The organism is Collimonas arenae, from assembly GCF_000786695.1.
Lineage (GTDB): Bacteria > Pseudomonadota > Gammaproteobacteria > Burkholderiales > Burkholderiaceae_D > Collimonas > Collimonas arenae_A.
In genome coordinates, this window is the sequence record NZ_CP009962.1 from 554756 (window position 1) to 575162 (window position 20407).

At 56.2% G+C, this 20407-nt stretch carries 19 protein-coding genes and 1 pseudogene; 17 read left to right on the forward strand and 3 right to left on the reverse strand.

Annotated elements, in window-relative coordinates; all coding sequences use genetic code 11:
* Positions 1-217: 217 nt before the first annotated feature.
* A complete protein-coding gene (locus LT85_RS02375; protein WP_038484805.1) occupies positions 218-823 on the reverse strand; it encodes a hypothetical protein in 606 nt (201 codons plus the stop codon).
* Between the two features lie 128 nt (positions 824-951).
* On the opposite strand from LT85_RS02375, the gene LT85_RS02380 reads away from it, so the two are divergent.
* Positions 952-1149 carry a YqaE/Pmp3 family membrane protein gene (locus LT85_RS02380; protein WP_038484808.1) on the forward strand — a complete coding sequence of 66 codons (198 nt, stop codon included), beginning with the start codon at positions 952-954 and terminating at the stop codon, positions 1147-1149.
* Positions 1150-1354: 205 nt separating this feature from the next.
* Here LT85_RS02380 and LT85_RS02385 read toward each other — a convergent pair.
* A pseudogene (locus tag LT85_RS02385) lies at positions 1355-2314 on the reverse strand (IS5 family transposase).
* A 423-nt stretch (positions 2315-2737) separates the two neighbouring features.
* Here LT85_RS02385 and LT85_RS27055 point away from each other — a divergent pair.
* The 10 genes from LT85_RS27055 to LT85_RS02435 all read left to right on the forward strand — a co-directional run bounded on the left by LT85_RS27055 (position 2738) and on the right by LT85_RS02435 (position 12854).
* Positions 2738-3370, forward strand: a complete 633-nt coding sequence (locus tag LT85_RS27055; RefSeq protein ID WP_052134568.1) for a toxin co-regulated pilus biosynthesis Q family protein — start codon at positions 2738-2740, stop codon at positions 3368-3370.
* Complete coding sequence (locus LT85_RS02395) at positions 3367-5022, forward strand: PilN family type IVB pilus formation outer membrane protein (protein WP_253273649.1); 1656 nt, start codon at positions 3367-3369, stop codon at positions 5020-5022. Before LT85_RS27055 ends, LT85_RS02395 begins: the two co-directional genes overlap by 4 nt.
* A gap of 14 nt (positions 5023-5036) precedes the next feature.
* Positions 5037-6317 carry a type 4b pilus protein PilO2 gene (pilO2, locus tag LT85_RS02400; RefSeq protein ID WP_038484811.1) on the forward strand — a complete coding sequence of 427 codons (1281 nt, stop codon included), beginning with the start codon at positions 5037-5039 and terminating at the stop codon, positions 6315-6317.
* Positions 6307-6843, forward strand: a complete 537-nt coding sequence (gene pilP, locus LT85_RS02405; RefSeq protein WP_038484814.1) for a type IV pilus biogenesis protein PilP — start codon at positions 6307-6309, stop codon at positions 6841-6843. Before pilO2 ends, pilP begins: the two co-directional genes overlap by 11 nt.
* The gene (locus tag LT85_RS02410) at positions 6840-8486 is read left to right on the forward strand and encodes a GspE/PulE family protein (protein ID WP_081991950.1); all 1647 of its coding nucleotides are present in this window, start codon (positions 6840-6842) and stop codon (positions 8484-8486) included. Before pilP ends, LT85_RS02410 begins: the two co-directional genes overlap by 4 nt.
* Complete coding sequence (locus LT85_RS02415; RefSeq protein WP_038484816.1) at positions 8476-9552, forward strand: type II secretion system F family protein; 1077 nt, start codon at positions 8476-8478, stop codon at positions 9550-9552. Before LT85_RS02410 ends, LT85_RS02415 begins: the two co-directional genes overlap by 11 nt.
* Positions 9553-9634: 82 nt before the next feature.
* Positions 9635-10183 carry a type 4 pilus major pilin gene (locus tag LT85_RS02420; protein WP_052134570.1) on the forward strand — a complete coding sequence of 183 codons (549 nt, stop codon included), beginning with the start codon at positions 9635-9637 and terminating at the stop codon, positions 10181-10183.
* A 54-nt stretch (positions 10184-10237) separates the two neighbouring features.
* On the forward strand, positions 10238-10702 hold the full coding sequence (gene pilM / locus LT85_RS25170) for a type IV pilus biogenesis protein PilM (RefSeq protein WP_052134572.1): 465 nt from the start codon (positions 10238-10240) through the stop codon (positions 10700-10702).
* 21 nt (positions 10703-10723) lie between these two features.
* Entirely contained in the window at positions 10724-12316 is a 1593-nt protein-coding gene (gene pilV, locus LT85_RS25175; protein WP_172656934.1) for a shufflon system plasmid conjugative transfer pilus tip adhesin PilV, read from the forward strand.
* Between the two features lie 61 nt (positions 12317-12377).
* Positions 12378-12854, forward strand: a complete 477-nt coding sequence (locus LT85_RS02435) for a lytic transglycosylase domain-containing protein (protein ID WP_081991953.1) — start codon at positions 12378-12380, stop codon at positions 12852-12854.
* 354 nt (positions 12855-13208) lie between these two features.
* Here the strand turns inward: LT85_RS02435 and LT85_RS02440 are convergent, their stop codons facing one another.
* The gene (locus LT85_RS02440; protein WP_038484819.1) at positions 13209-14303 is read right to left on the reverse strand and encodes a type IV pilus twitching motility protein PilT; all 1095 of its coding nucleotides are present in this window, start codon (positions 14301-14303) and stop codon (positions 13209-13211) included.
* Positions 14304-14750: 447 nt separating this feature from the next.
* Here LT85_RS02440 and LT85_RS02445 point away from each other — a divergent pair, with 447 nt between their 5' ends.
* The 6 genes from LT85_RS02445 (at position 14751) to LT85_RS02470 (ending at position 20349) form a co-directional block, all read left to right on the forward strand.
* Entirely contained in the window at positions 14751-15434 is a 684-nt protein-coding gene (locus LT85_RS02445) for a response regulator transcription factor (protein WP_038484821.1), read from the forward strand.
* Positions 15435-15685: 251 nt separating this feature from the next.
* Positions 15686-17224 (forward strand): sigma 54-interacting transcriptional regulator, encoded by a 1539-nt coding sequence (locus LT85_RS02450; RefSeq protein ID WP_156117408.1) that lies wholly within the window; start codon positions 15686-15688, stop codon positions 17222-17224.
* Positions 17225-17352: 128 nt separating this feature from the next.
* On the forward strand, positions 17353-18306 hold the full coding sequence (locus LT85_RS02455; protein WP_038484824.1) for a hypothetical protein: 954 nt from the start codon (positions 17353-17355) through the stop codon (positions 18304-18306).
* Positions 18307-18408: 102 nt separating this feature from the next.
* Positions 18409-18822, forward strand: a complete 414-nt coding sequence (locus LT85_RS02460; RefSeq protein WP_038484827.1) for an EscI/YscI/HrpB family type III secretion system inner rod protein — start codon at positions 18409-18411, stop codon at positions 18820-18822.
* 4 nt (positions 18823-18826) lie between these two features.
* Positions 18827-19669, forward strand: a complete 843-nt coding sequence (gene sctJ, locus LT85_RS02465; protein WP_052134577.1) for a type III secretion system inner membrane ring lipoprotein SctJ — start codon at positions 18827-18829, stop codon at positions 19667-19669.
* Between the two features lie 59 nt (positions 19670-19728).
* Entirely contained in the window at positions 19729-20349 is a 621-nt protein-coding gene (locus LT85_RS02470; RefSeq protein WP_156117409.1) for a hypothetical protein, read from the forward strand.
* Positions 20350-20407: the final 58 nt, after the last annotated feature.

The following is a 20407-nucleotide window of genomic DNA, read 5'->3' on the forward strand; positions in this document are numbered from 1 at the left end:
CAAGCACGACTTTGACAAGATAGGAACTCGTCTGAAAATTAGTGTAAAGCTTGGCGGCAAGGATGGGGTTGTTTACACAGATCAGCATGAGCGGGTTTTACGGGTGAAGCGAAGCTGAATTCGCTTCCCCAAGGCTTTTGCGGGACCTTGCATTACGCAAAGGACTAAACATGACTACTCAAGATCAAAAAAATTCATTCCAGGCGAGTTCATCGAACTAAGTGCGTTCAACCTCAATCTCTTCCAATAGAGATGCGCCAGCTCCAGCGCGCCAAGACATCGGAAGGCCGAATCCATGATGCAATCGCAAGAAGTACTTTGGATTGCTTGTCCGCAGGCAATTTCGATCGATCATTTGCATAAGGAGGTAGTTGAATCTCTGACACTCGATGATCTCACCAATAATTCCTACAGACTCGCGCAGCGCCTTCTTTGCAAACCTAAGGCGCACCATGTCGCGGATTGATGCTGCTTCGAAAACCAACCCAACTAGTGCGCACAAACCGTCGAGGCTTGGTCGAGACTTCAACTGTTCAATCTCATCGGTGATCGGCTGATAGCTTCGAAAATAGGTTCCTTCCGATCCCGCCCGTGTGAACAAGATCCCCACAATGTGTACGGGTAATCTCAATAAGGTCAAATGCACAAAGCTTATATGACCAATCAGTGGCGTCAGTACTTCACTAATTTGGTTCGTCAGATATTTTTTCTGCTTGATGACTATACGTAAGATGGCATTATCCGCGCCGTGGAATTCTGCCGCAGCAGCAGTAAACGTACAGCCAGTGAAATTGGGTTCGTGGAACCATTTGTCGTGCCACAAACGGCCATCCAAGTGACATAGTAATTGGGGTTGTCTTTAGTTCACTCGAAGACAGCGTATTTTAGAAACGGGAATTTACTCATGCCGGGCCTCGCGTAGCGGAGAAATAGGGAAGGAAAACGGATTTTATGCGCCTGTTGATTTCTATCATTTTTCCCTGGCTAACGTTTTTCTTGATGGAGCGGCCGATCGCAGGGATTATTTGCCTGCTTTTGCAATTGACGTTGATCGGCTGGATTCCCGCTGGCATCTGGTCGCTGCTTGCTTTGAGCCAGTATAAGACCGATAAAAAAATCGAGAGAGCCCTAAATCGGCGCGCAATTTAAAATTAATAGTAGCATCGTGCTAATTAAATATCGTTTAAATATATACTTAAGGAACGTCTGAATAAGTATCAGTCGTTCTGAATTTGAATAATAAAATTTACCGCTACAAACAAATGCGATTTCAGGGAAGCGAATTTCGCGTTAAATCGAGGCACAACCGGCCTGATTTTCCGTTTGCTGTGCGATTTCTCGCACAGCGCACGGACTACGCCTCCTGAAGTCGTATCAAACACCTGCGCACCATGAACAAATTGGCCAAGGCACACGTCACAAACAAGCGGTTTGCGTTCTTCGCTATGCCGCGATAGCGCACCTTGGCAAATCCGAAGACGCGTTTGATGATGCAAAACGCGTGCTCAACCTTGGCGCGAACGCGCGATTTGCGGCGATTCGTCATACGCTCTTCCTCCGTCAATGCATGGCTACGGGTGCCGCGACGATTGGTAAAATCCTTGGCTTTGGGTGCTTTGCTGAGCGCCGCCTGCTGTTGTCCGATGTAGGCGGAATCACCCCAATAACGCGTTTCCTGCCCATGCAGCAGATCAGGCAAGACCTGGCTGCCATGAACATTGGCAGGCGTAGCAACAACCGAATGAATCAGCTTGGTCTTGCTGTCAACGCCGATATGCCCCTTCATGCCAAAGTGTCACTGGTTGCCCTTCTTGGTCTGACGCATCTCCGGGTCGCGTTCACCGCTGCCATTCTTGGTCGATGGTGGCGCTGCGATAATCGTGGCATCGATTATCGTACCGCCAGAGACTTTCATTCCTCTTGATTGCAGATGGCGGCCAACCTTCTCAAAAATCCGTTTGCCCATGTCATGGCGCTCAAGCAGATGCCGAAATTTACACATCGTCGTCTCATCCGGGACCGGTTCATGCCCCAGATCAATGCCAACAAAGTTGCGCATCGAAATCGATTCGTACAACGCCTCCTCCGCTGCGGGGTCGGACAAATTGAACCATTGCTGCAAAAAATAAATCCGCAGCATTCTTTCCACGCCCACCGGCGGCCGGCCATTGCCGGCCTTCGGATAATGGGGAGCAACCAATTCGCTCGGCGCCGCCCACGGCACGACGCTATTCATCTCCGACAAAAACACCGCACGACGAGTTGTCTTTGCGTATTTGTCAAAACTGCCGTTAGCAAGTGTGCTTTGTTTCATCGATTTAATCGGCTTTTGGTTCAGATACGCCGCTTAACGTTTCAGAGCGCATTGGCGTTTACTTAATCAGAGATTCCATAAATAAATTTCTCCGCATTCCCGGCGAATGAATTCTCAATGATTCTCAACGCCGCAGAGAGAGGTTTTGTCTATGGGAACTCAAAAATATGCCATTCAATTCCTCATCGTGTTTTGAGTAAAGTTGATATTTGTAAAAATTAATCTGGGTTACTTTACGCAGGGTTGAAAACGCAGGGATTAATTCAAGTTGGAACCGGCTTGCGCTGTATGGCGAGCGCTGTTGCGCGGAGTGAGGGCATGCCGGTTCTCGAAAATCGACGCGTAGGTCCAGATCGTGCGGCAGTTTGTAGAAGCGTTGCGGCACGAAACCAGGCGCGAGACGCCAGCTAATGAGGAAACGTTATGGAAACGAAAGTGGCGCGGCTGCGAGCGCGCCGGTTGCTATTGCAAATAGTAGCCTGCGCTTTGTCTAACTGTGCGCTGACGTCAGTTCAGGCGTCGATCGGAGGGATTGATGATGGCGTTGCCGCATCTGTTGCATCTGCTTCAGCGGTCTCGATTGCCTCGATTGTCTCGGTCGCCGAGATCGATCGTCCCGATTCCGTGCATCATCGGCTGACCGGAATGCCGCTGGTATCGTCTGCGCCGAACCTCAGCAATGCGCAGCAGCGCAGTGCCGACATTGCGGCGACCGTGACTGTCGTGACGGGAAAAAATATTACGCCGGCCTCGGTTCCTTCGGTGGCTGCCGATGCGCCGCAGCTGTCATCCCAAGCGACTCAAAAATGGGAAATGCTGGCCTCCGACCGCACGCTCAATGCCGCGCTGGCGCGCTGGTCGCGCAGCGCAGGCTGGCAAATGGTATGGGAGCTGCCGGTCGATTATTCGATCGACGCGCATGCCTCCATCAGCGGCACCTTTGAAGATGCGATTGCAGCGGTCAGCCGCAGCATGGAACAAGCGGAAGTACCGATGAATGCGATTTTTTACGATGGCAACAAGGTTCTTCGAATCGTTGTCAAAGGACGGGAATGATGCAGATTAAATTATGTGCGATGCTGGCAGCCGCAGCGCTGATGTGCGGCTGCAGCGGATTAACCGAGAAACTGGACAGCGGCAGCATTGACGCCGGTGCGCGTGCAGGCCGTCTGGCAAAACAAGTAGGGCATGCGTCACCGGTCGCCGGTAACCAGCCATCGGTGACGCATGACGCAGGTATCTGGCTTGGCAACACTGCCGTCAAGCTGGATCGTAGCTTGCTGCCGCCGATATTCTATGAACCAACCGTGTTCGACCGTACTGTCTATTCATTGGCCGAACTGGCTGAGCGGATCTCCCTGCGTTCTGGAATTCCGGTCAAAGTGATGCCGGATGCGCTGCTGGCAGCGACCGGCAGGCTGCAGGCAAGCGGCACTGCGGGCGCAGCCAATCCGACTGTCGTGGTTGACGGCATGCCGCCGCCGGGCGTGTTCACCAGCGGCGGCAACGTGGGCGGAAGCAACCAGCAACACCAAGGGATGCATATTGTCTATAGCGGGAATTTCAAAAATTTCCTGGACAGCGTTACAACCCGCTACGGCATATTCTGGAAATATAGTGGCGGCACGATACAGTTTTTCTACACCGATATACGCACCTTCCAGATCAAGGCGATTCCTGGGGACTCGGCGGTATCGGCATCCGTCAACAGCGGTTCCGTCACCGGCGACAGTGGCGGCGGTGGTGGTGGCTCTGGCAACGGCACCAGCAATTCGAATAATACCCAAACCACGGCAGTGAAGTCGCAGCTTGCGGTCTACCCCAGTATCGAGAAATCGGTGACGGCGATGCTGTCGGCGTCCGGCAAAGTGGTGTCCTCGCCGGCGACCGGCACCATCACGGTGGTCGATACGCCAGACACGCTGGAGCGCATCGCCAGTTTTATCGAAGGCGAAAATAAATCCTTGTCACAGCAGGTGATGCTCAATGTCACCGTCCTGGCGGTGACTGTCAACGATGGCGATAACTACGGCATCAACTGGTCGCTGGTGTACGGCGACCTGTTCCGGAATTTTGGCATCAAGAACGTACTTTCCACTGCCGTCACCAACAGCAGCACCGAGTTTTCCGCCGGCATCCTGAATACCTCCGGCAGCAAGCTGGCCGGCAGCAAACTGGTGATCGACGCGCTCTCCAGCCAAGGACGGGTAAGGCGCGAGACCAGCGCATCGGTGGTGACGCTGAACAACCAGCCGGTACCGCTGCAAGTCGCCAAACAGACCTCTTACCTGAAGTCATCGACCACTACGCTGGCGTCCAATGTCGGCGCGACCTCGTCCTTGAATCCTGGAGTGGTGACATCCGGCTTCAACATGACGATCCTGCCACACGTCCTTAACAATGGCACGGTGATGCTGCAATTTTCCGTGGACATCTCTGCGTTGCGCAGGATCGGGGAAGTCAAAAGCGGGGACGGCGGCAACCTGATCCAGACGCCGGAAGTCGACACCCGCAATTTCTTGCAGCGGGTTTCGATGAAGTCGAACCAGACCCTGATCATCAGCGGCTTCGAACAGACCGACGACAATCTCGACCGCCAGGGCGTGGGGAAGGCCAACAACTACCTGTTCGGCGGCGGCTTCAATGCCCAGGCTAACAAAGAAGTGATCGTGATCCTGGTGACGCCGATCATGATGGACGGCGCCTGACCGGAGCCGCAGACATGCCCATTCTTATCACTCAGATCGACAAGCGCAAATTCATTTGCGGCTTGTTTTGGCAATCGCTGTCGCGGCCGCGCGAATTATGGCGAGAGGCGGCCGAACTCGGCAAGAAGATCGACTCCGACCTGCTGTTGGTGCGTCGGGAACAAGCAACCGTCCAGGCCGGCTACGCCAATACAGGGGAGGGCGCACGGCGCGGCATGTTGTCGTTGGCAGCGCTGATAGCCAAGGCGATTGCGCGCGAAGCCGGTGATGGCGACGATAGCCAGCAATCGCTGAGCAACTGGCTGGCTGCCTTCAAACTACCTGATGGCAAGTGGGCTTACTGCGCGATACGCGACTCGAATTTTTTACCGAATGGCGATTTTGCGGGGACCAAGGCAGAAGTGCTGGAGCGCCTGTTCGGTGACTACGCTTTGGGGGGATGGCACCGTGTGATCGGCGATCCTGAACTGGCCGAATGCGGCTTTCACAACTTCACCCCAAAGGGGATTGAAGAACTGCTGCCGCGCAAGAAAGACGGTCAGATAAAGGTCGGTAAATGGGCAGCGTTGCGGCCGCTGCAGCGCCAGATTTCACGCAAGCAGCTGGCTTTGGCCGGTGCGCTGGCGGTGTTGATGACGACGGTCGCTGTTGCCGGCTGGAGAGTCTATCAGCATAAAGCGCAAGAGCGAGAGCGGGAGCGTGCATTGGAAGCGGTGCGCCAGCAGATGCTGGGCCAGGCCGGCCCCAGCCAGGCGCCCCATCCGTGGCCCGGCAAGCCGCTGCCTAAAGCATTTGCGCGGGCCTGTGTCGCGAAACTGGACACCATGTCGCCCGGCGGCTGGCTGCTTGAGGAATATGTATGCGAGGCCGGCCGAAGCCGTACCAGTTGGTCGCGTGCCGGCTCGACCACCGGCTATCTGCTGGCGCAGGTGCCTGCCGCCACGCTGGACGCCAGCGGCGACAAGGCCAGTTTCAACGCGCCGCTGAGCATGCCGTCCGGCGGCAATGAAACCTTGCTGGCGACCGAGCAGTTGTTGCGACCCTTGCAAACCAGATTCCAGTTGCTCGGCCTAGCGCTCAAGGTGGCCCTGGTGCCGGTGCCCAAACCATTGCCCGGCGCGGAAGACCAAAAAGTCCCGTTACCCGATTGGCAAACCTATTCACTGGCGGTCAATGCAGGCGGCGTGCCGCCGGCCGAGATTGCCGCCATCCTCGCGCAGCCCGGAATTCGGCTTGACAAGCTCTCGTATCGCGGCGGCGCATGGACATTCGAAGGAGTTATGTATGCGAAATAACAGCTTGAAACTGATTTTCCTCTCTTGCCTGGCGGCCGCTGGCAATGCAAGGGCGGACTCCACCGCCGACAACCTGACCCGGATCGAGGCGGAAACATTGATCCTGAAAGCGCAGGAGCGCCAGATCCAGGTCAAGGCCCAGATCGCCGCACGGGAAGCGGAAATCGCTTCCAGGCAAAGCGAGAGCGATAAAGTCGGCCGCAACGCCGGACCTGGCGACCCGGTGATTCGCGCCATCGAAGGAATCGGCAATACGCTATATGCCACTCTGGCGCTGGACAACGGCAGCACGGTCGATGTCAGGTCGGGATCGACGCTGCCCAACGGCATGAAGGTGCTCTCGATACGCCAGAATGAAGTGATTGTCCAATCCGGTCAACGGGACAAGCGCCAGATCCGGCTGGCCTTGTTTGCACCGCTGGCGGCTGGTAATGGCGGCAACACGATTTATCCCAGCTATCCGGGCGCCACTGTCGCGCTGCCGCCGCTGCAACCGGCACTGCCGTCCAAAGGGGCAGCGCAATGAACACGCTGAACGTCAACCTGCCGGCGGTGCCTGGGCCCCGCGTGCGCGGCGCCCAGGTCTTGCTGCAAGCCGCCGGCCACGCGCCGGACCAGCCACAATCGGCGACGGACTACATCGACTTCTCAAGTATCAAGATACTGAGCAAAAGTGGTATCTATGCAGGCGGTGTGGAAGAACAGAAATTCCTGTGCCTGCTATCCGACAATCGCCTGCTGATCGCCGCCGAGCATGTCCTTAATTCACACGTGCTGTCGTATCGGGCCCGGCTGGAGCGCATGAAGCACCCGTTCCAGGTCGTATTGACTTCGCTGGAGACCGTCAACGAAGCCAATCAGGTCGATATGTCCGAGCGCAGAATCCGGCTCCAGGAACACACGATGATGCAGGTCACGGCCAAGGGCTTGCTGAGCAAGGCTTGCCAGGAGCGCGCCTCCGATATTCATATCCGGTTGCGTGAACAGAGCACCGAATTCTATTTCCGGATTCACAACGATCTGGTCAAAGTCGGCGGCCAGACCCGCGAATACGGCGAACGCCTGCTGGCGACGCTATACGGTGCCATGACCACCGTATCGGACAACGCTTACAAGCCGACCGAACGGCAGGACGCCAGCATCGGCGACCGCGACAAATTACCCAGCACCTTGTACGGCGTACGTATAGCCACCGCTCCGACCAGCGATGGCAGCGTCATGGTATTGCGCTTGTTATACAACGACGCCGGCGACAACAACGACGTCCAGCTGCTTGGCTACACTCCGGCGCATGCGGCGCAGATCCAGGTGCTAAAGGAGCAGCCAATCGGCATGAATATCATCAGCGGCCCCACCGGTTCTGGAAAATCAACCACGCTGCAGCACGTGCTAGCGGGCGAAATCCGCGAATCCGAAGGCAAGATCCACGTCCTGACGATCGAAGATCCAATCGAATATCCGATCGCCGGCGCGGTTCAGACCTCGGTCACCAACGCCAATACCGAGGAAGAGCGTTCGCGCCTGTTTTCCGCTGCCATCGCCAACGCCATGCGGCTTGACCCTGACACCATCATGATCGGTGAAGTGCGTGATAAAGCATCCGCACAAAACAGCCTGCGTGCGGCGATGACCGGCCATCAGGTCTGGACCACGGTGCATGCCAATAGCGCCATGGCGATCGTCGATCGCTTGCTGGACCTCGGGCTGCCGCTCAGCATGGTGGCCGATCACAGCCTGGTCACCGGACTGATTAGCCAGCGCTTGGTCAAAGTCCTGTGTCCGCATTGCAAAAGGAAACTGGCCGAACATCAGCATGAGGTCCCGGCCATCCTGCTGGAAAGAGTCAAGCGCACCGTCGGCGAGGCGTTCAACGAAGTCTGCCTGGCTGGGCCTGGCTGCGTGCATTGTAAAAAACACGGCACTATCGGCCGCACCGTGGTGGCCGAAGTGATCCTGCCAGATCCGCGTTTCTATGATTATGTGCGCGCTGGAGACAAGCTCAGAGCGCATGCATACTGGCTGCGCGAACTGGGCGGCAAGACCTTGCTGCAGCATGCGATCGAAAAAGTGGCGAGTGGTATGGTCGATCCGCGCATGGCCGAGAAAATAGTCGGTCATTTGACGCTCGAGCCTCAATTGGCCTTGGCCGGAGCGGAAGATGCAGCTTGAACTTAACCGCCGCTGGGCGAAATTACAGTTCGGTAGCACTGTACGGCTGCGTCTTTACCGCAAAATCGCAAAAATGCTGGCGAACGGCTTGCCGCTGCTGAAAATCCTGGAAGAGTTGCAGGACCGCGCTTCCAACAACGGCAAGAATCCGAACGAACCGCTCGCCATCGTGCTCGACGATTGTCGCCGCATGGTGCAAAACGGCCGCATGCTGGCCGAAGGATTGGGCCGTTGGGTTCCGTACACAGAACAAATGATTATCCTGGCCGGCGAGCAGGGCGGACGGCTGGAAGGGACGCTGGTGGCGCTGGTCGACGTGGTTCAATCCGGGAAAAAAATCAAGAGCGTCATCGTCGGCGGCGTCGCCTACCCGATAGCGATTTTCGTACTGATCATCGTCTACATCTATGTGTTTGGCACCCGTGTGATCCCACAGTTCGCGCGCATGGTCGATCCCGCCACCTGGCATGGCTCGGCCAGATCGTTGTATCTGATGTCGTTAGCAGTGCAATCCTGGATGCCCTACCTGGTACTGGTCCTGTTCGCAGCCGGGATCGGACTGGCGCTGTCGATGCCGCGCTGGCGCGGCGACGTGCGGGTATTCATGGATCGTTTTGCCCCCTATTCGATCTATCGGCTAATGGCAGGCAGCAGCTTCCTGATGGCGTTCTCGGCGCTGCAACTGGCCGGCATTACGGTTGAAAAATCACTGATCCGGCTGGCCGAGGCCGCACCGCCGTGGCTGCGCGAGCGCCTCAACGGCGCTCTGCTTGGCGTCAAGTCTGGCTTGAACTGCGGCGAAGCATTGAAGAACGCCGGCTATGGCTTTCCCTCGAAAGAAGTGATCGACGATCTGTGCGTCTACGCCGAATACAAAGGCTTCGGCGATGCGCTGAAGATCCTGGCCGATGAGTGGATGGCGGACGGCGTTGAAATCATCGAAAGCCAGATGAAAGTTCTCAACGGTATTGCCATCGTGTCGCTGGCGGTGGTGATCGGCTGGCTGGTCACCGGATTTTTCGGAATTCAGCAAGAAATCGCTGCGATGGCTAGAGCGGTGCATTAGGTATTAGGTATTGGGTATTAGATATTAGGTTTATCGGCTTCATTTTTTACCTGAAATTCATATTTTTACATCGGAGATCGTTATGAAAAATTCACGCTTTATGCAATCAGGCAAATCTAGCATCATCAATCGCCAGCGCGGCGCTTCGCTACTGGAAGGGATTGCTTACCTGGGTATTGCCGCGATTGTGATTCTGGGCGCGGTATCGCTGTTGATGGGTGCATTCAGCAGCGCGCAAACCAATCGGGCATCGGAAGAGGTGGTGTCGATACGTACCGGTGTCAAGAAGCTGTATATGGGACAGTCGGCAGCCTATTCGACAGGATCGTTGAATCCGCAATTGATTACGGCTAAGGTATTTCCCACTACGCTGGCAGTTACCGAGGCGGGAGGGGTCACCAATACCTGGAACGGTGCGGTAACCGTGACCGGCGTTAACGCCAATTTCACGATCTCTTACACTGCTGTACCGCAGGATGTCTGCATCAACATGATAAGCGGAAGCAATGGCTGGGTCAGTGTTGCCGTCAACGATGGCGCGGAAAACACGGCATTCCCGATAACGCCGAAAGCTGCGACTGACGCTTGCACATCAACTGCCGGCAATAAAATCGTCTGGACTGCGTTGTAAAGCGATGGCACGGCATGCAGCAGCCAGCGATCTGCCGGCGATTCGGAGAGTGCGATGTGGATGACATGGATCATGGCGGCGCTGATCGCTATTGCAGGCTGTCTGGCGCTAAGCGACGAAGTGCGCGGCCCTCCGGTATTGGCTGCACATAAAAGTGCGGACCTGGCAGACAACATGGGCCTCTACCGGGGCGCCGTGATCGCCTTCCTGCAGAAGACGCCTTCATTTACCGCAGGTCCGGTGCCGAACGAGATGTTGAGCCTGCCATCGTGGTACAGGCCGTATCCGTTGTGGCGCAACCAAGTCGAGGTCGACGGCGGCATCACGATTTATACGGCGCAACTGCCGCCGGTCAGCATCACGGCAGATCTGATGCGATTGTCGCATAACTCGATATTGGTCGGCGAGGCGGATGCGTCGACAAATACGCTCCGCTCGCCGTTGTTCGGCGACACCAACATCAAGTTGCCGGTCAGGATTCCGAACGGCAGTCCGGTCTGGCTCGCCAGACGTCATTGACCATCACTGAGCATGACAAGCATGAACCGACTACAGCATGGCTTTACCTTATTGGAATTGATGGCGGCACTGGCCATCGGGGCGATGATGATACTTGGCCTGAGCGTCATGATCGACCGCTCGCTGGACGACACCAAGGCACAGCAGACCGCGCTATACCAAGCCCAGGTTGCAGCGGCTACCGGCAAATATATCGTCGAGAATTATGCCGATCTGGTCAGCCGCGCCAGCGAGACGTCAGCTGTGGCGGTCAACGTCGAGGCGTTGAAAAACACCGGTCATTTGTCAAGAAATTTCAATCTGACCAACGCTTATGGCCAGACTCCTTGCGTGCTGGTGCTGAAAACGCCGGAAGGTCATCTGGACGCGTTGGTGGTCACTGAAGGCGGCGATTCCATCCTCGCCAAAGATATCGCTTACATCGCCGGCAATGCGGGGCAGGGCGGGGGCTATTTCGACAGTGGCGCGCCACTGCAGGCAAAAGGCGCCTTTGGATCATGGGCATTGCAGGAAACAGGCACGCCTGCGCTGAATAATTTTATGAGCGCCAAATGCGATAAAAACGCCACGACCGGTGCCGGCCATTTGGCAACGGCATTGTTCTACGACGGTCTCGGACAGCCAACGACCGATTTTGTCTATCGCGGCGCGGTGCCCGGGCATCCGGAACTGAATGCAATGACAACGCCGTTGCAATTGCCCAAGGTTGCCCGGGAAAATACATCGGACCGCTTGTGCACGGCCGCCGATGCCACTACCTATGGCCGGATTGCGGTCAACAACATCGGAGCGGTGCTGAGTTGTCAGGCCGGGGTTTGGCGTTACGGCGGCGGCTCCTGGAAAGAACCTGTATCCGATTACGAGTCGCTGCCGCCTGGCGGCCCGGGCAGCGCCAACGTGACAGGAGACGTGCGTATGGTCACGGGGAAAAATGTCGCCTTTACCTGGACTGCTGACAATGCCTGGTCCCCACTGGCCGTTGACCAGAACGGCAACCTGAATGTTCCGCAGCGATTGACGGTCAACGATGTGTTGATTCAAGCGCAAATCACTGCGGGCACGCGTTGTGATAAAAACGGTTTGATCGCGGCTGATTCCACCGGCATGGCGATCTCGTGCCAGTCGGGCATCTGGCGCAAATTTGCCGAGAGCGAGATTATTCCAACCGGCCAAGGCGATCCTGTGCGGACCTGGAGTTACAAGCAACAGGCGCCCGACGGCGACTACGAGTACTGGCTGGATCTGTCCACGGTTAGCGGAAGCCGTCCATTGTTTGTCAGCGGCTTAAATAGATGCAAGTCGTATGACAACAATGAATCCTCCGCCTATGCCGAATATATCGATGCATCGAGAATCGCCTCGCTAGGCTATGTCGGGGGATGCGCCAGTTTGAGCAACGTATATAGCAATACAAAAAGCAATGGCGTAGTGGCCCAGCCCGATGGCACTTATCCGACCTCAGGCGGCGACTTGCAAATTCGGGTCATGGCTGGAAATTACATGGCTTTGCAAAAAATTCCGGAAAACGCAGGATGGTTGCATGTCGTGATGAGATCAAAAGGAAGTCCCGAGAACTACACCAGAATGTGGCTCACAATTTTCAACAGCCGTTGAAGCCAATGGCAATACTGACTATGCCGATAAAGATGCGTAATAGCAGAGGGAGAACTGGTTGATGAGTATAAACGTAGGCATGCAGGCATGCCGTATTGTGCTGGCCGTGGCGCTGTGGCTGCAAGCGGTGCACGCGGCCGCCTGCTGGCAGCAGGCGGCGACCAGATATGGCGTCAATCCCGATCTGTTATATGCGATTGCAAAAACCGAATCCAGCCTCAATCCGCGAGCGATCAATCGTAATAAAGACGGTACCTACGACATCGGCCTGATGCAAATCAACAGCCGCTGGTTTCCACAATTGGAAAAATACGGTGTCGACCGCGAGCAGCTATTCGATCCTTGCGTCAGCATCCAGATCGGCGCCTGGATACTGGCGCAAAATATGCGGCGGCTAGGTAATTCGTGGAACGCGGTGGGTGCATATAACTCGGGCAATCCGGTGTTGCGGATGAAATATGCGATGCGGGTTTACAGGAACATTCCGCCGGCGGCGTTGGCGCCGGTACCGTTGGAAATAATTGGCGGTAAGCGTTAGAAAACATTCCAGGTTTTTTTCACTCAGCCGGGCGGCATGCAATCCGCTTGCAAGCCGATATGCTCTCTGCAAGGGTTGCGCGGCGGCGGAGCCCCGCATTTCTTTGGCCGCCGGCAAACGTAGCGATTGCCAGCCTAAGCTAAGCTAAGCTAAGCGGCTATCAACGGGCTACGCAGGGCGGATCGTTGCATTTTCTCGGACTTCAATTTCAACAATAGACCTTGGCGCGCCGTGGTTCGTTAAAAAGGGCGGAGTATTTCCCGCGATAAGCCTGCGAAAAACTCCGCCCTTATTTAACCTATCTATACGACCTGTTCAGAACGGCGGCAAATCCGCGCGCCGCTCTTGAAGCCACTAGCGCTGACTGTTGATCATCTCGTGCAATTCCATACGGTTGTACGCCGCCCGCATTGCATCTTTCGAGGTAATCATTTTCTTGGCGACCAGTTGTTGCAGGTCTTCATTCAGGCTGCGCGACATATTGTCATCTTTGCGCTTCATGAAGTCGGCAAGCATATAAAGCTTGCCGGAGTCGGCGATCATCGACGCGACTTGCTGGTTGTTGTTGAAGATCATTTCGCTGGCGAGGACGAACGACTCGCCGTTCTCGGCCGGGATCAGGCTTTGGCAGATGACACCGATCAGCGAGTTGGCCAGCACTGCCGCACGTTGCTCGCGTTGTTCCGGCGCAAAGAACGTCAGTAATTTCGAGATGGCGCCGGCGGCGCTGTTGGTATGCATCGTCGCCAATACCAGGTGGCCAGATTCGCCGGCATGCAATACTGTGTCCGCGGTCTCGAAATCGCGAATTTCCCCGACCATCAACACGTCTGGCTTTTGACGCAGGGCGTCGCGCAGACCGGCAGAAAAACTGGGGGTGTCAGTCGGCACTTCCTTTTGCGACACGATCGACTGCTTGCGCTCAAGCTCGTATTCGATCGGCTGTTCAATCGTAATGATATGCGAGCTGCGGTGGGTATTGATGTAGTCGAGCATCGACGCAATCGTGGTGGTTTTTCCCGAGCCGGTAGGTCCGGTCACCAGGATGATGCCCTTGCTGGCTTCGAGCATGATCCTGACGTACTGCGGCAGGCCGTTTTGCTCGAGCGGAACTGGATTCAAGGACAGGCGCCGAATCGAAATTGCAATTTTTTCGGCCGCATACATGCGATAGACGTTACAGCGCAGGCGGCATTGGGTTAATACAAACGGACGGTCGAGCGCGCCTTCCAGGACTTTGTCTTCCCAATCCTCGTCAATGGCCTTCAACACCGGCCGCATCTCCTCAAGCAAGACAGGCTCCGGGCTTATCTCCTGCCATCCGCGCGGCGTCTTGATCATCAGCGGGGCATCTTGTTCGATATGGATATCGGTAAAGATTCTTCCGCTGTTGACCAGGTCGATAATTTCATAGATCAAATCGCGGGAAAGGACAGAATCATTGCTCATGATTACTCTCAAATTAAGAAAAAGGCGTCAAGAATAGCATCCTCGGATCTTGCCGTGAAGCGCCGTACAGCGGCACGCAGAGGCAGATAACCAATGTGAGACTGCTAGATATTGTTTCTGCGAATCGCAGTGTAAAGACAAATGGCGCAAGCGTGTCTCAACAAATATTTCGGCTAATGAAAAGGCCCGAAAAGAACTGAAATTTGCATGCGAATTTACTTGAATAAAAGCAATTAATTACTGTACAGTATCGCGATTGTCTTTTTTATCAGATTGGCTGAGTTCGGCCAAGTTGAGACGTGTAACAGTATGTTTTTCATTTGAAACGAACGCTATGCCGCACATCCAGGTAGTGAGATCAAGGATTGCCAAATGCCATTTACTGGCGTTGCTTGAAGCTAGTCATCCGCAACGGAAAATGTTCTTTTCACGATGCAGGAGCGGCGCATGAACATTGCTTGCTGTGTGCCTGAAAGCGCAGAATTCGAGCAGCTGCAGGCTATCCTTGCGCGTGCCGGTTTCGATAGCGAACAGTTTGTCTCGGAGGTACGCTTATTGCATGCGCTACGGCGGCGCAACTTCGATTTGATTGTGCTCGATACGGGGCATGACCGGCTCGACAAGGACCGGCTGTTGTCGTGGCTGAATTGCCGGATCGACGAACGCACGCCGGTGATCCTGTTGTCATCGGCGCCGAGCGCGGAACAGGTGGCGCTGGCGCTGGATGTCGGCGCCGACGATTTTATCGGGAAGCCGTTTGCAGCGATCGAACTGGTGGCGCGGGTGAATGCGCTGCTGCGGCGCAGTAATCGTCGCAGCGTGCGTCGTACGATTGAATTGCTGGGTTTTGCCTTGGATCGCAGCGCTTGCAGTTTTCTCGACAATGGGATGCCGGTCGAGCTGACGCCGCGTGAATTCACCATGGCATGGCTGTTCTTTTCGACGCCGAATACCTATCTGTCGCGTGAATCCATCAGCATTGCCATTTGGGGGGTCGATAGCGATATCACGGGCCGTACTATCGAGCAGCATATTTATAAGTTACGCAAGAAATTAAAATTGGGCACCGAGCGAGGAGTCATCATACGGACCGCTTATACCCAGGGGTATCGCTTGGAGATGTGTGCTTGAGCGACAACTCTCGACAATGCGTCAGCGCGGCGACCAGCCAGTTAAACCGATGGGTTTGGTTTGTTTTTACAAGCCATGGTCTTGACGACCTCAGCTTTTCGCCTTGACGGCGACTCGCTTTATTTTCCTTCGCCGAAATAAGGCAAACAAAAGAATCATCCGCCACATTCTCAAATTTGTTCTTGAAACGAATTCGCCGCGCTTTGCTGGATTACGATGCACGTCGGGCATTTAATCGAAGGCAGGAAAATATGAAAAGCGCGTTTGTTGTCGCCGATAAGCGGATGCAGAAGGATGCGGTCAACACGACCGCCGTACTTGAACCCCGCAATTTTCATCCCCCTTCCAGCTCCCTGAAAGCAAGACGCCGTACTTTTGCCATCTGCGTCGATTCGCCTGCTTTGCTGGCGCGCATCAGGCGCGTTGCCACAACCTTGTTTGTCAGCCTGCGCGAGCTGGATGCCGGCAATGTGGCGGCGGCCATTGTGCAGGAACCCAGCTTGACGGTGCTGTTGTGTCTGGAGGATGCGCGCTTTCATGATGTGGTGGGGCATTGCCGCGAACGTGCGCTGGAAATGCAAGACTGCCTGGTGCGGCTGGTCGATGGCAGCGACTATGGCGCATGCATTGAAACCGCCGCGATCTGCCTGGCGGTCAATACGCCGAAAACCGATACCCGTCTGCGCGAATTGCTGGCCAAGTTCTGCGAACCGACTTTTGTCGATCAGCCTTATATCCAGACGCTGCAGCCAGTGCCGGGCGAGGAAGGTGAAACGCATCATGTAGCCGATACCGATCACGAGGTTTTTTCGCTGGCGCGCAAAATCGCCGGCGCCGATGTCGATATCGTGCTGGTCGGTGAAACCGGCACCGGCAAGGACTGGCTGGCGCGCTTCATTCATGAGCACTCCGGCGTCAGCGGCCCGTTCATGGCGCTCAATTGCGCGGCTATCCCGGAAACCCTGGCAGAGGCCGAGCTGTTCGGGGTCGAGGTCGGGGCGTATACCGGGGCCACCAAATCGCGCGCCGGACGCATCGAAGCGGCCCGCGACGGCATCCTTTACCTGGACGAAATCGACAGCATGCCGCTGACCTTGCAGGCCAAGCTGTTGCGCGCATTGCAGGAGCGCGGGATCGAACGGGTCGGCTCGACGGTATTCCGGCCATGCAATTTCAGGGTCATCGCCTCCACCAAGATACCGCTGATCAAACTGGTCGAACAAGGCAAGTTTCGCGCCGACCTGCATTACCGCTTGAGCGTGGTCGAGTTGCAGTTGCCGGTCTTGCGCAATCAGCCAAAACGCATGTTGTTGCTGTTCTGGCGCTGCGCTGCGGAAGCGGCCGCGCGCTTCAAGACCCGGCTCGGCACCGGTTCACGATCCGAGCTGGAAGCGCAAATCCTGGCGCATAAATGGGAAGGGAATATCCGCGAGTTGCGCGCTGCCGCCCAGCGTTTCGCGCTGGGTTTTGCGCCGCTGCCGGGAGCCGCGGCGGCGACCGGCGCCAGTTCGCTGAAGGATGTGATGCTGCAATTTGAGCGCTCGCTGCTGGAATCGACCATGTTGCGTTGTGAGAACAACGTCGCGCGCGCGTCGAAGGAGTTGAATGTCGAGCCGCACGTGCTCTATTACAAGTTGAAGAACCTGGGTATCTCGTCCGGCATGGCTGTCGATGGGGTGAAAACTGGCGCCGTTGAAGGCAGCGCTGTGACCACCGGAAAGCGCGGCGCTGCCATTCGTAATAGCAAAATCGCCACTGAAAAGCGGATCGCGATTCGGGCAGTGTCGTAGTAGGAAACCGGAAAATCCCTGGGGCGCAGAGCAGAAATAATCGTTGCGCACGGAACCGGTTTTACTCGCTCGTTACTCATTGATATTCGGCGCGACTTTTTGAACAAGCCGATATTCGAGGAGTTGTCATGAGTGTGAATAGGACGTCTTTGTCAAGTGTGCAAACTACGATCGCCAAGTTTGAGGGGATCGGCACTGAAGGCAAGAATCAGGTACTGGCGCACAAAGACAACGAAAGGACATCTGCACAAACTGCTGTCGCGTCCCAGCAGCGTACATACCAGCCAAACACGTCTTTGCAACACAAGTTAGGACTTCAGTTTCCAAGCGTGAAAGACAAGATTGCCAAGCTTGAGGCGGACATTGCCGCCTCCAAAGCCCCGGCAGCGCAGCAGCAACATGGCGCGGCAGTGCCGGCGAAAGACTTAGGAGTCGAGTTTCCAAGTGTGAAAGACAAGGTTGTCAAGCTTGAGGCGGACATTGCTGCCTCCAAAGCCCCGGCAGCGCAGCAGCAATATAGCGCGGCAGCGCCTGCGAAAAACTTAGGAGTCGAGTTTCCAAGCGTGAAAGACAAGGTTGTCAAGCTTGAGGCGGACATTGCCGCCTCCAAAGCCCCGGCAGCGCAGCAGCAACATGGCGCGGCAGCGCCTGCGAAAGACTTAGGAGTCGAGTTTCCAAGCGTGAAAGACAAGGTTGTCAAGCTTGAGGCGGACATTGCCGCCTCCAAGGCTCTGGCAGCACAGCAGGTGGAACAACAGATGGGCGATATAAGATCGGCGCACACCTATCACTTGCAGGGCATGAACAAGCTGTTTGGCGAGCAAAATACGCAGGCCGCAGCAGGCACGGCACAGCCGGGTTCTCATGACCAGGTTCAGTCTGGTCAAGTAAATGGCAATGCGACGAAGTACCAGACACAAATGGATGAATTGACGGCAATGCAGCAGCAAACGGCAATAGACTCAGCCAGGGTACAGGCGCACCAGGGACAGCAGGCGCTGCAAGCCTTGATCATGGACGGCATTCTCGCGCAAATGCGACGTATTAGTGATGCGATTAAAGCGCTTGGGCAGTTAGGTTAAGCTGAACTGGCTGCTGAAAATGGAACCCTGCGCATGTATGCGCTACTCATGGATATCGAGGTTTGTATTCAAGGTTTGCGTAAAACGTTATAGGAGAACCACATGCCGTTGCCAGTCACCAATCCCGTCACTTCAATCAAGCCGGCCGGCCAGAGCGGCCAGTTGCAGATCGAGCGGCCGTCGTTCGATCGTGCCGATGTCGAGCAGTTTCGCGCCGCGCTTGAGCAGCATGGCGCAGCCGCGCCGGCAGCAAGCACCGCTCCCAAAGTACAGCATGGAAATCGCGTATCGCTGGGCGATAAAATCATGGCGCATGCGACCGACCTGGCGGGAGACGTCAAGCAGAATCAAGTGCATGTGTCGAAAATGCTGGAGCAGGCCACCCGCAGCGGCGATTCGGCGTCGCTGATGAAGGCCATGCTGGCGCTCAACGATTATCAGACGCGGGTCCAGTTCGTGTCGAAAACGGTATCGAAGGCCACCTCGTCGCTCGATCAACTCACCAAGTTGCAGTGATCTGATGCGCCCAATTCATTCTGTCATCGCGCAACGGATCCACCTTGGCGGCGCCCGGCTGCTGCTATCTTTGCTGATGCTGACCTTGTGTGCTTGTAGCGAGAAAGTCAATCTGCAAAGCGCACTGAACGACGCTGACGCCAACGACATCGTGATGCTGCTGAACCGACACGGAATCGACTCCCAGAAACGCAGCGGCAAGGAGGGGGCGACGATCACGGTCAACGACAGCGATATTTCGCGTGCTACCGAAGTCATGCAGGCGGCCGGTTTGCCGAAGCGAAGTCTGGCGCAACTCGGCGAGGTATTCAAAAAGGAAGGCATGATCTCGACCCCGCTGGAAGAGCGGGTGCGCTACATCCACGGCTTGTCGCAGGAATTGGAATACACCTTGCAGCAGTTCGATAGCGTCATCACGGCGCGGGTCCATGTGGTGCTGCCAGAGCGAGTGGCGCCGGGCGAGCCGATCCAGCCATCCTCGGCCGCGGTGTTCATCAAGCATCGGCTGCCGTTCGACGAAGACATGATCTTGCCGCGTGTGCGCAACCTGGTGGCCTCCAGTATTCCCGGGCTGTCGGGTGAGGAAGGGCGCTCCAAGGTGAGCGTGGTGCTGATGCCGTCCGAGGAAAGAATCACCAAGATCGAATGGGTGCAGCTTGGCCCGTTCCAGGTGGCGGCCGGATCGGCGGCAGGTTTGAGAAATCTGCTGACCGGATTGCTGGTGCTGGGAGTGGCCGGACTGCTGCTGGTGGCCGTGTTGCTGGTGTTGCGTCACAAGAAAGTTGCGACCTGGGTGGCGCAGCGCTTCCCGAAGAAAGCAGGGTTCATATTGGGTCATCAGGGGTGAGATGACATGCGCTCCACATGATTATTTGAAGCAAGGGTGAAGCGATGTTTGCGCAGTCAATGATTGATTGGTGGTTCATGCCGTGGTCGTATGCATTGCAACCCGGTGCTGCATGGCCGCCGATGGCGGAGCAACTGGGCAGCCGCGACCGCTATCGCTTGTGGTGCCGGGCGGCCGATGTGGTTGCCGATTTTCCGGCGCAGTGCGATTCCGGGTGGGGCGTGGCGTCGATTAGCGATGGCGCGCAACTGCTAGCGGCGGCGCGCTTGTTTGCGGGTTTGCTTGCAGCGCGCGAGCATGACAACGCGAATGCACGGGCGGCGCTGTTGTCGCTGTCGCCGGCAGAGCGTAAATGGTGCCTGTCAGTGGCTGCGACGCAACCGCTCAGACGCTTTGCGGATGACATCGCGGTTGATGCCGGCGCGATCGGGCTGCGCGGTTTGCTCGAATTGGCGCTGTATTTGCATGATGGATTTCCTGGCATGTGGTCGCGTTTGCGTTTGACATTGCCGTCGGCGCAGGCGGCACAGGTTGATACGCTGTTGAAGACGATGTCCGAGGGGAGCGTTGCGCCCGCCGTGCAGATTGTGCGTGCGCAGCGATGCTGGCGGATGTGCCTGCTTCGGGTTGCGGTTGCGGGGCAGGCGGATTTGAGTCAGGTGGTTTCAGAGAGCCGATGATCGTGCTAGCGGGCAGGTTTGGCTTTGCAGGAAAATCTGCGTTTCCGTACACGTTTTT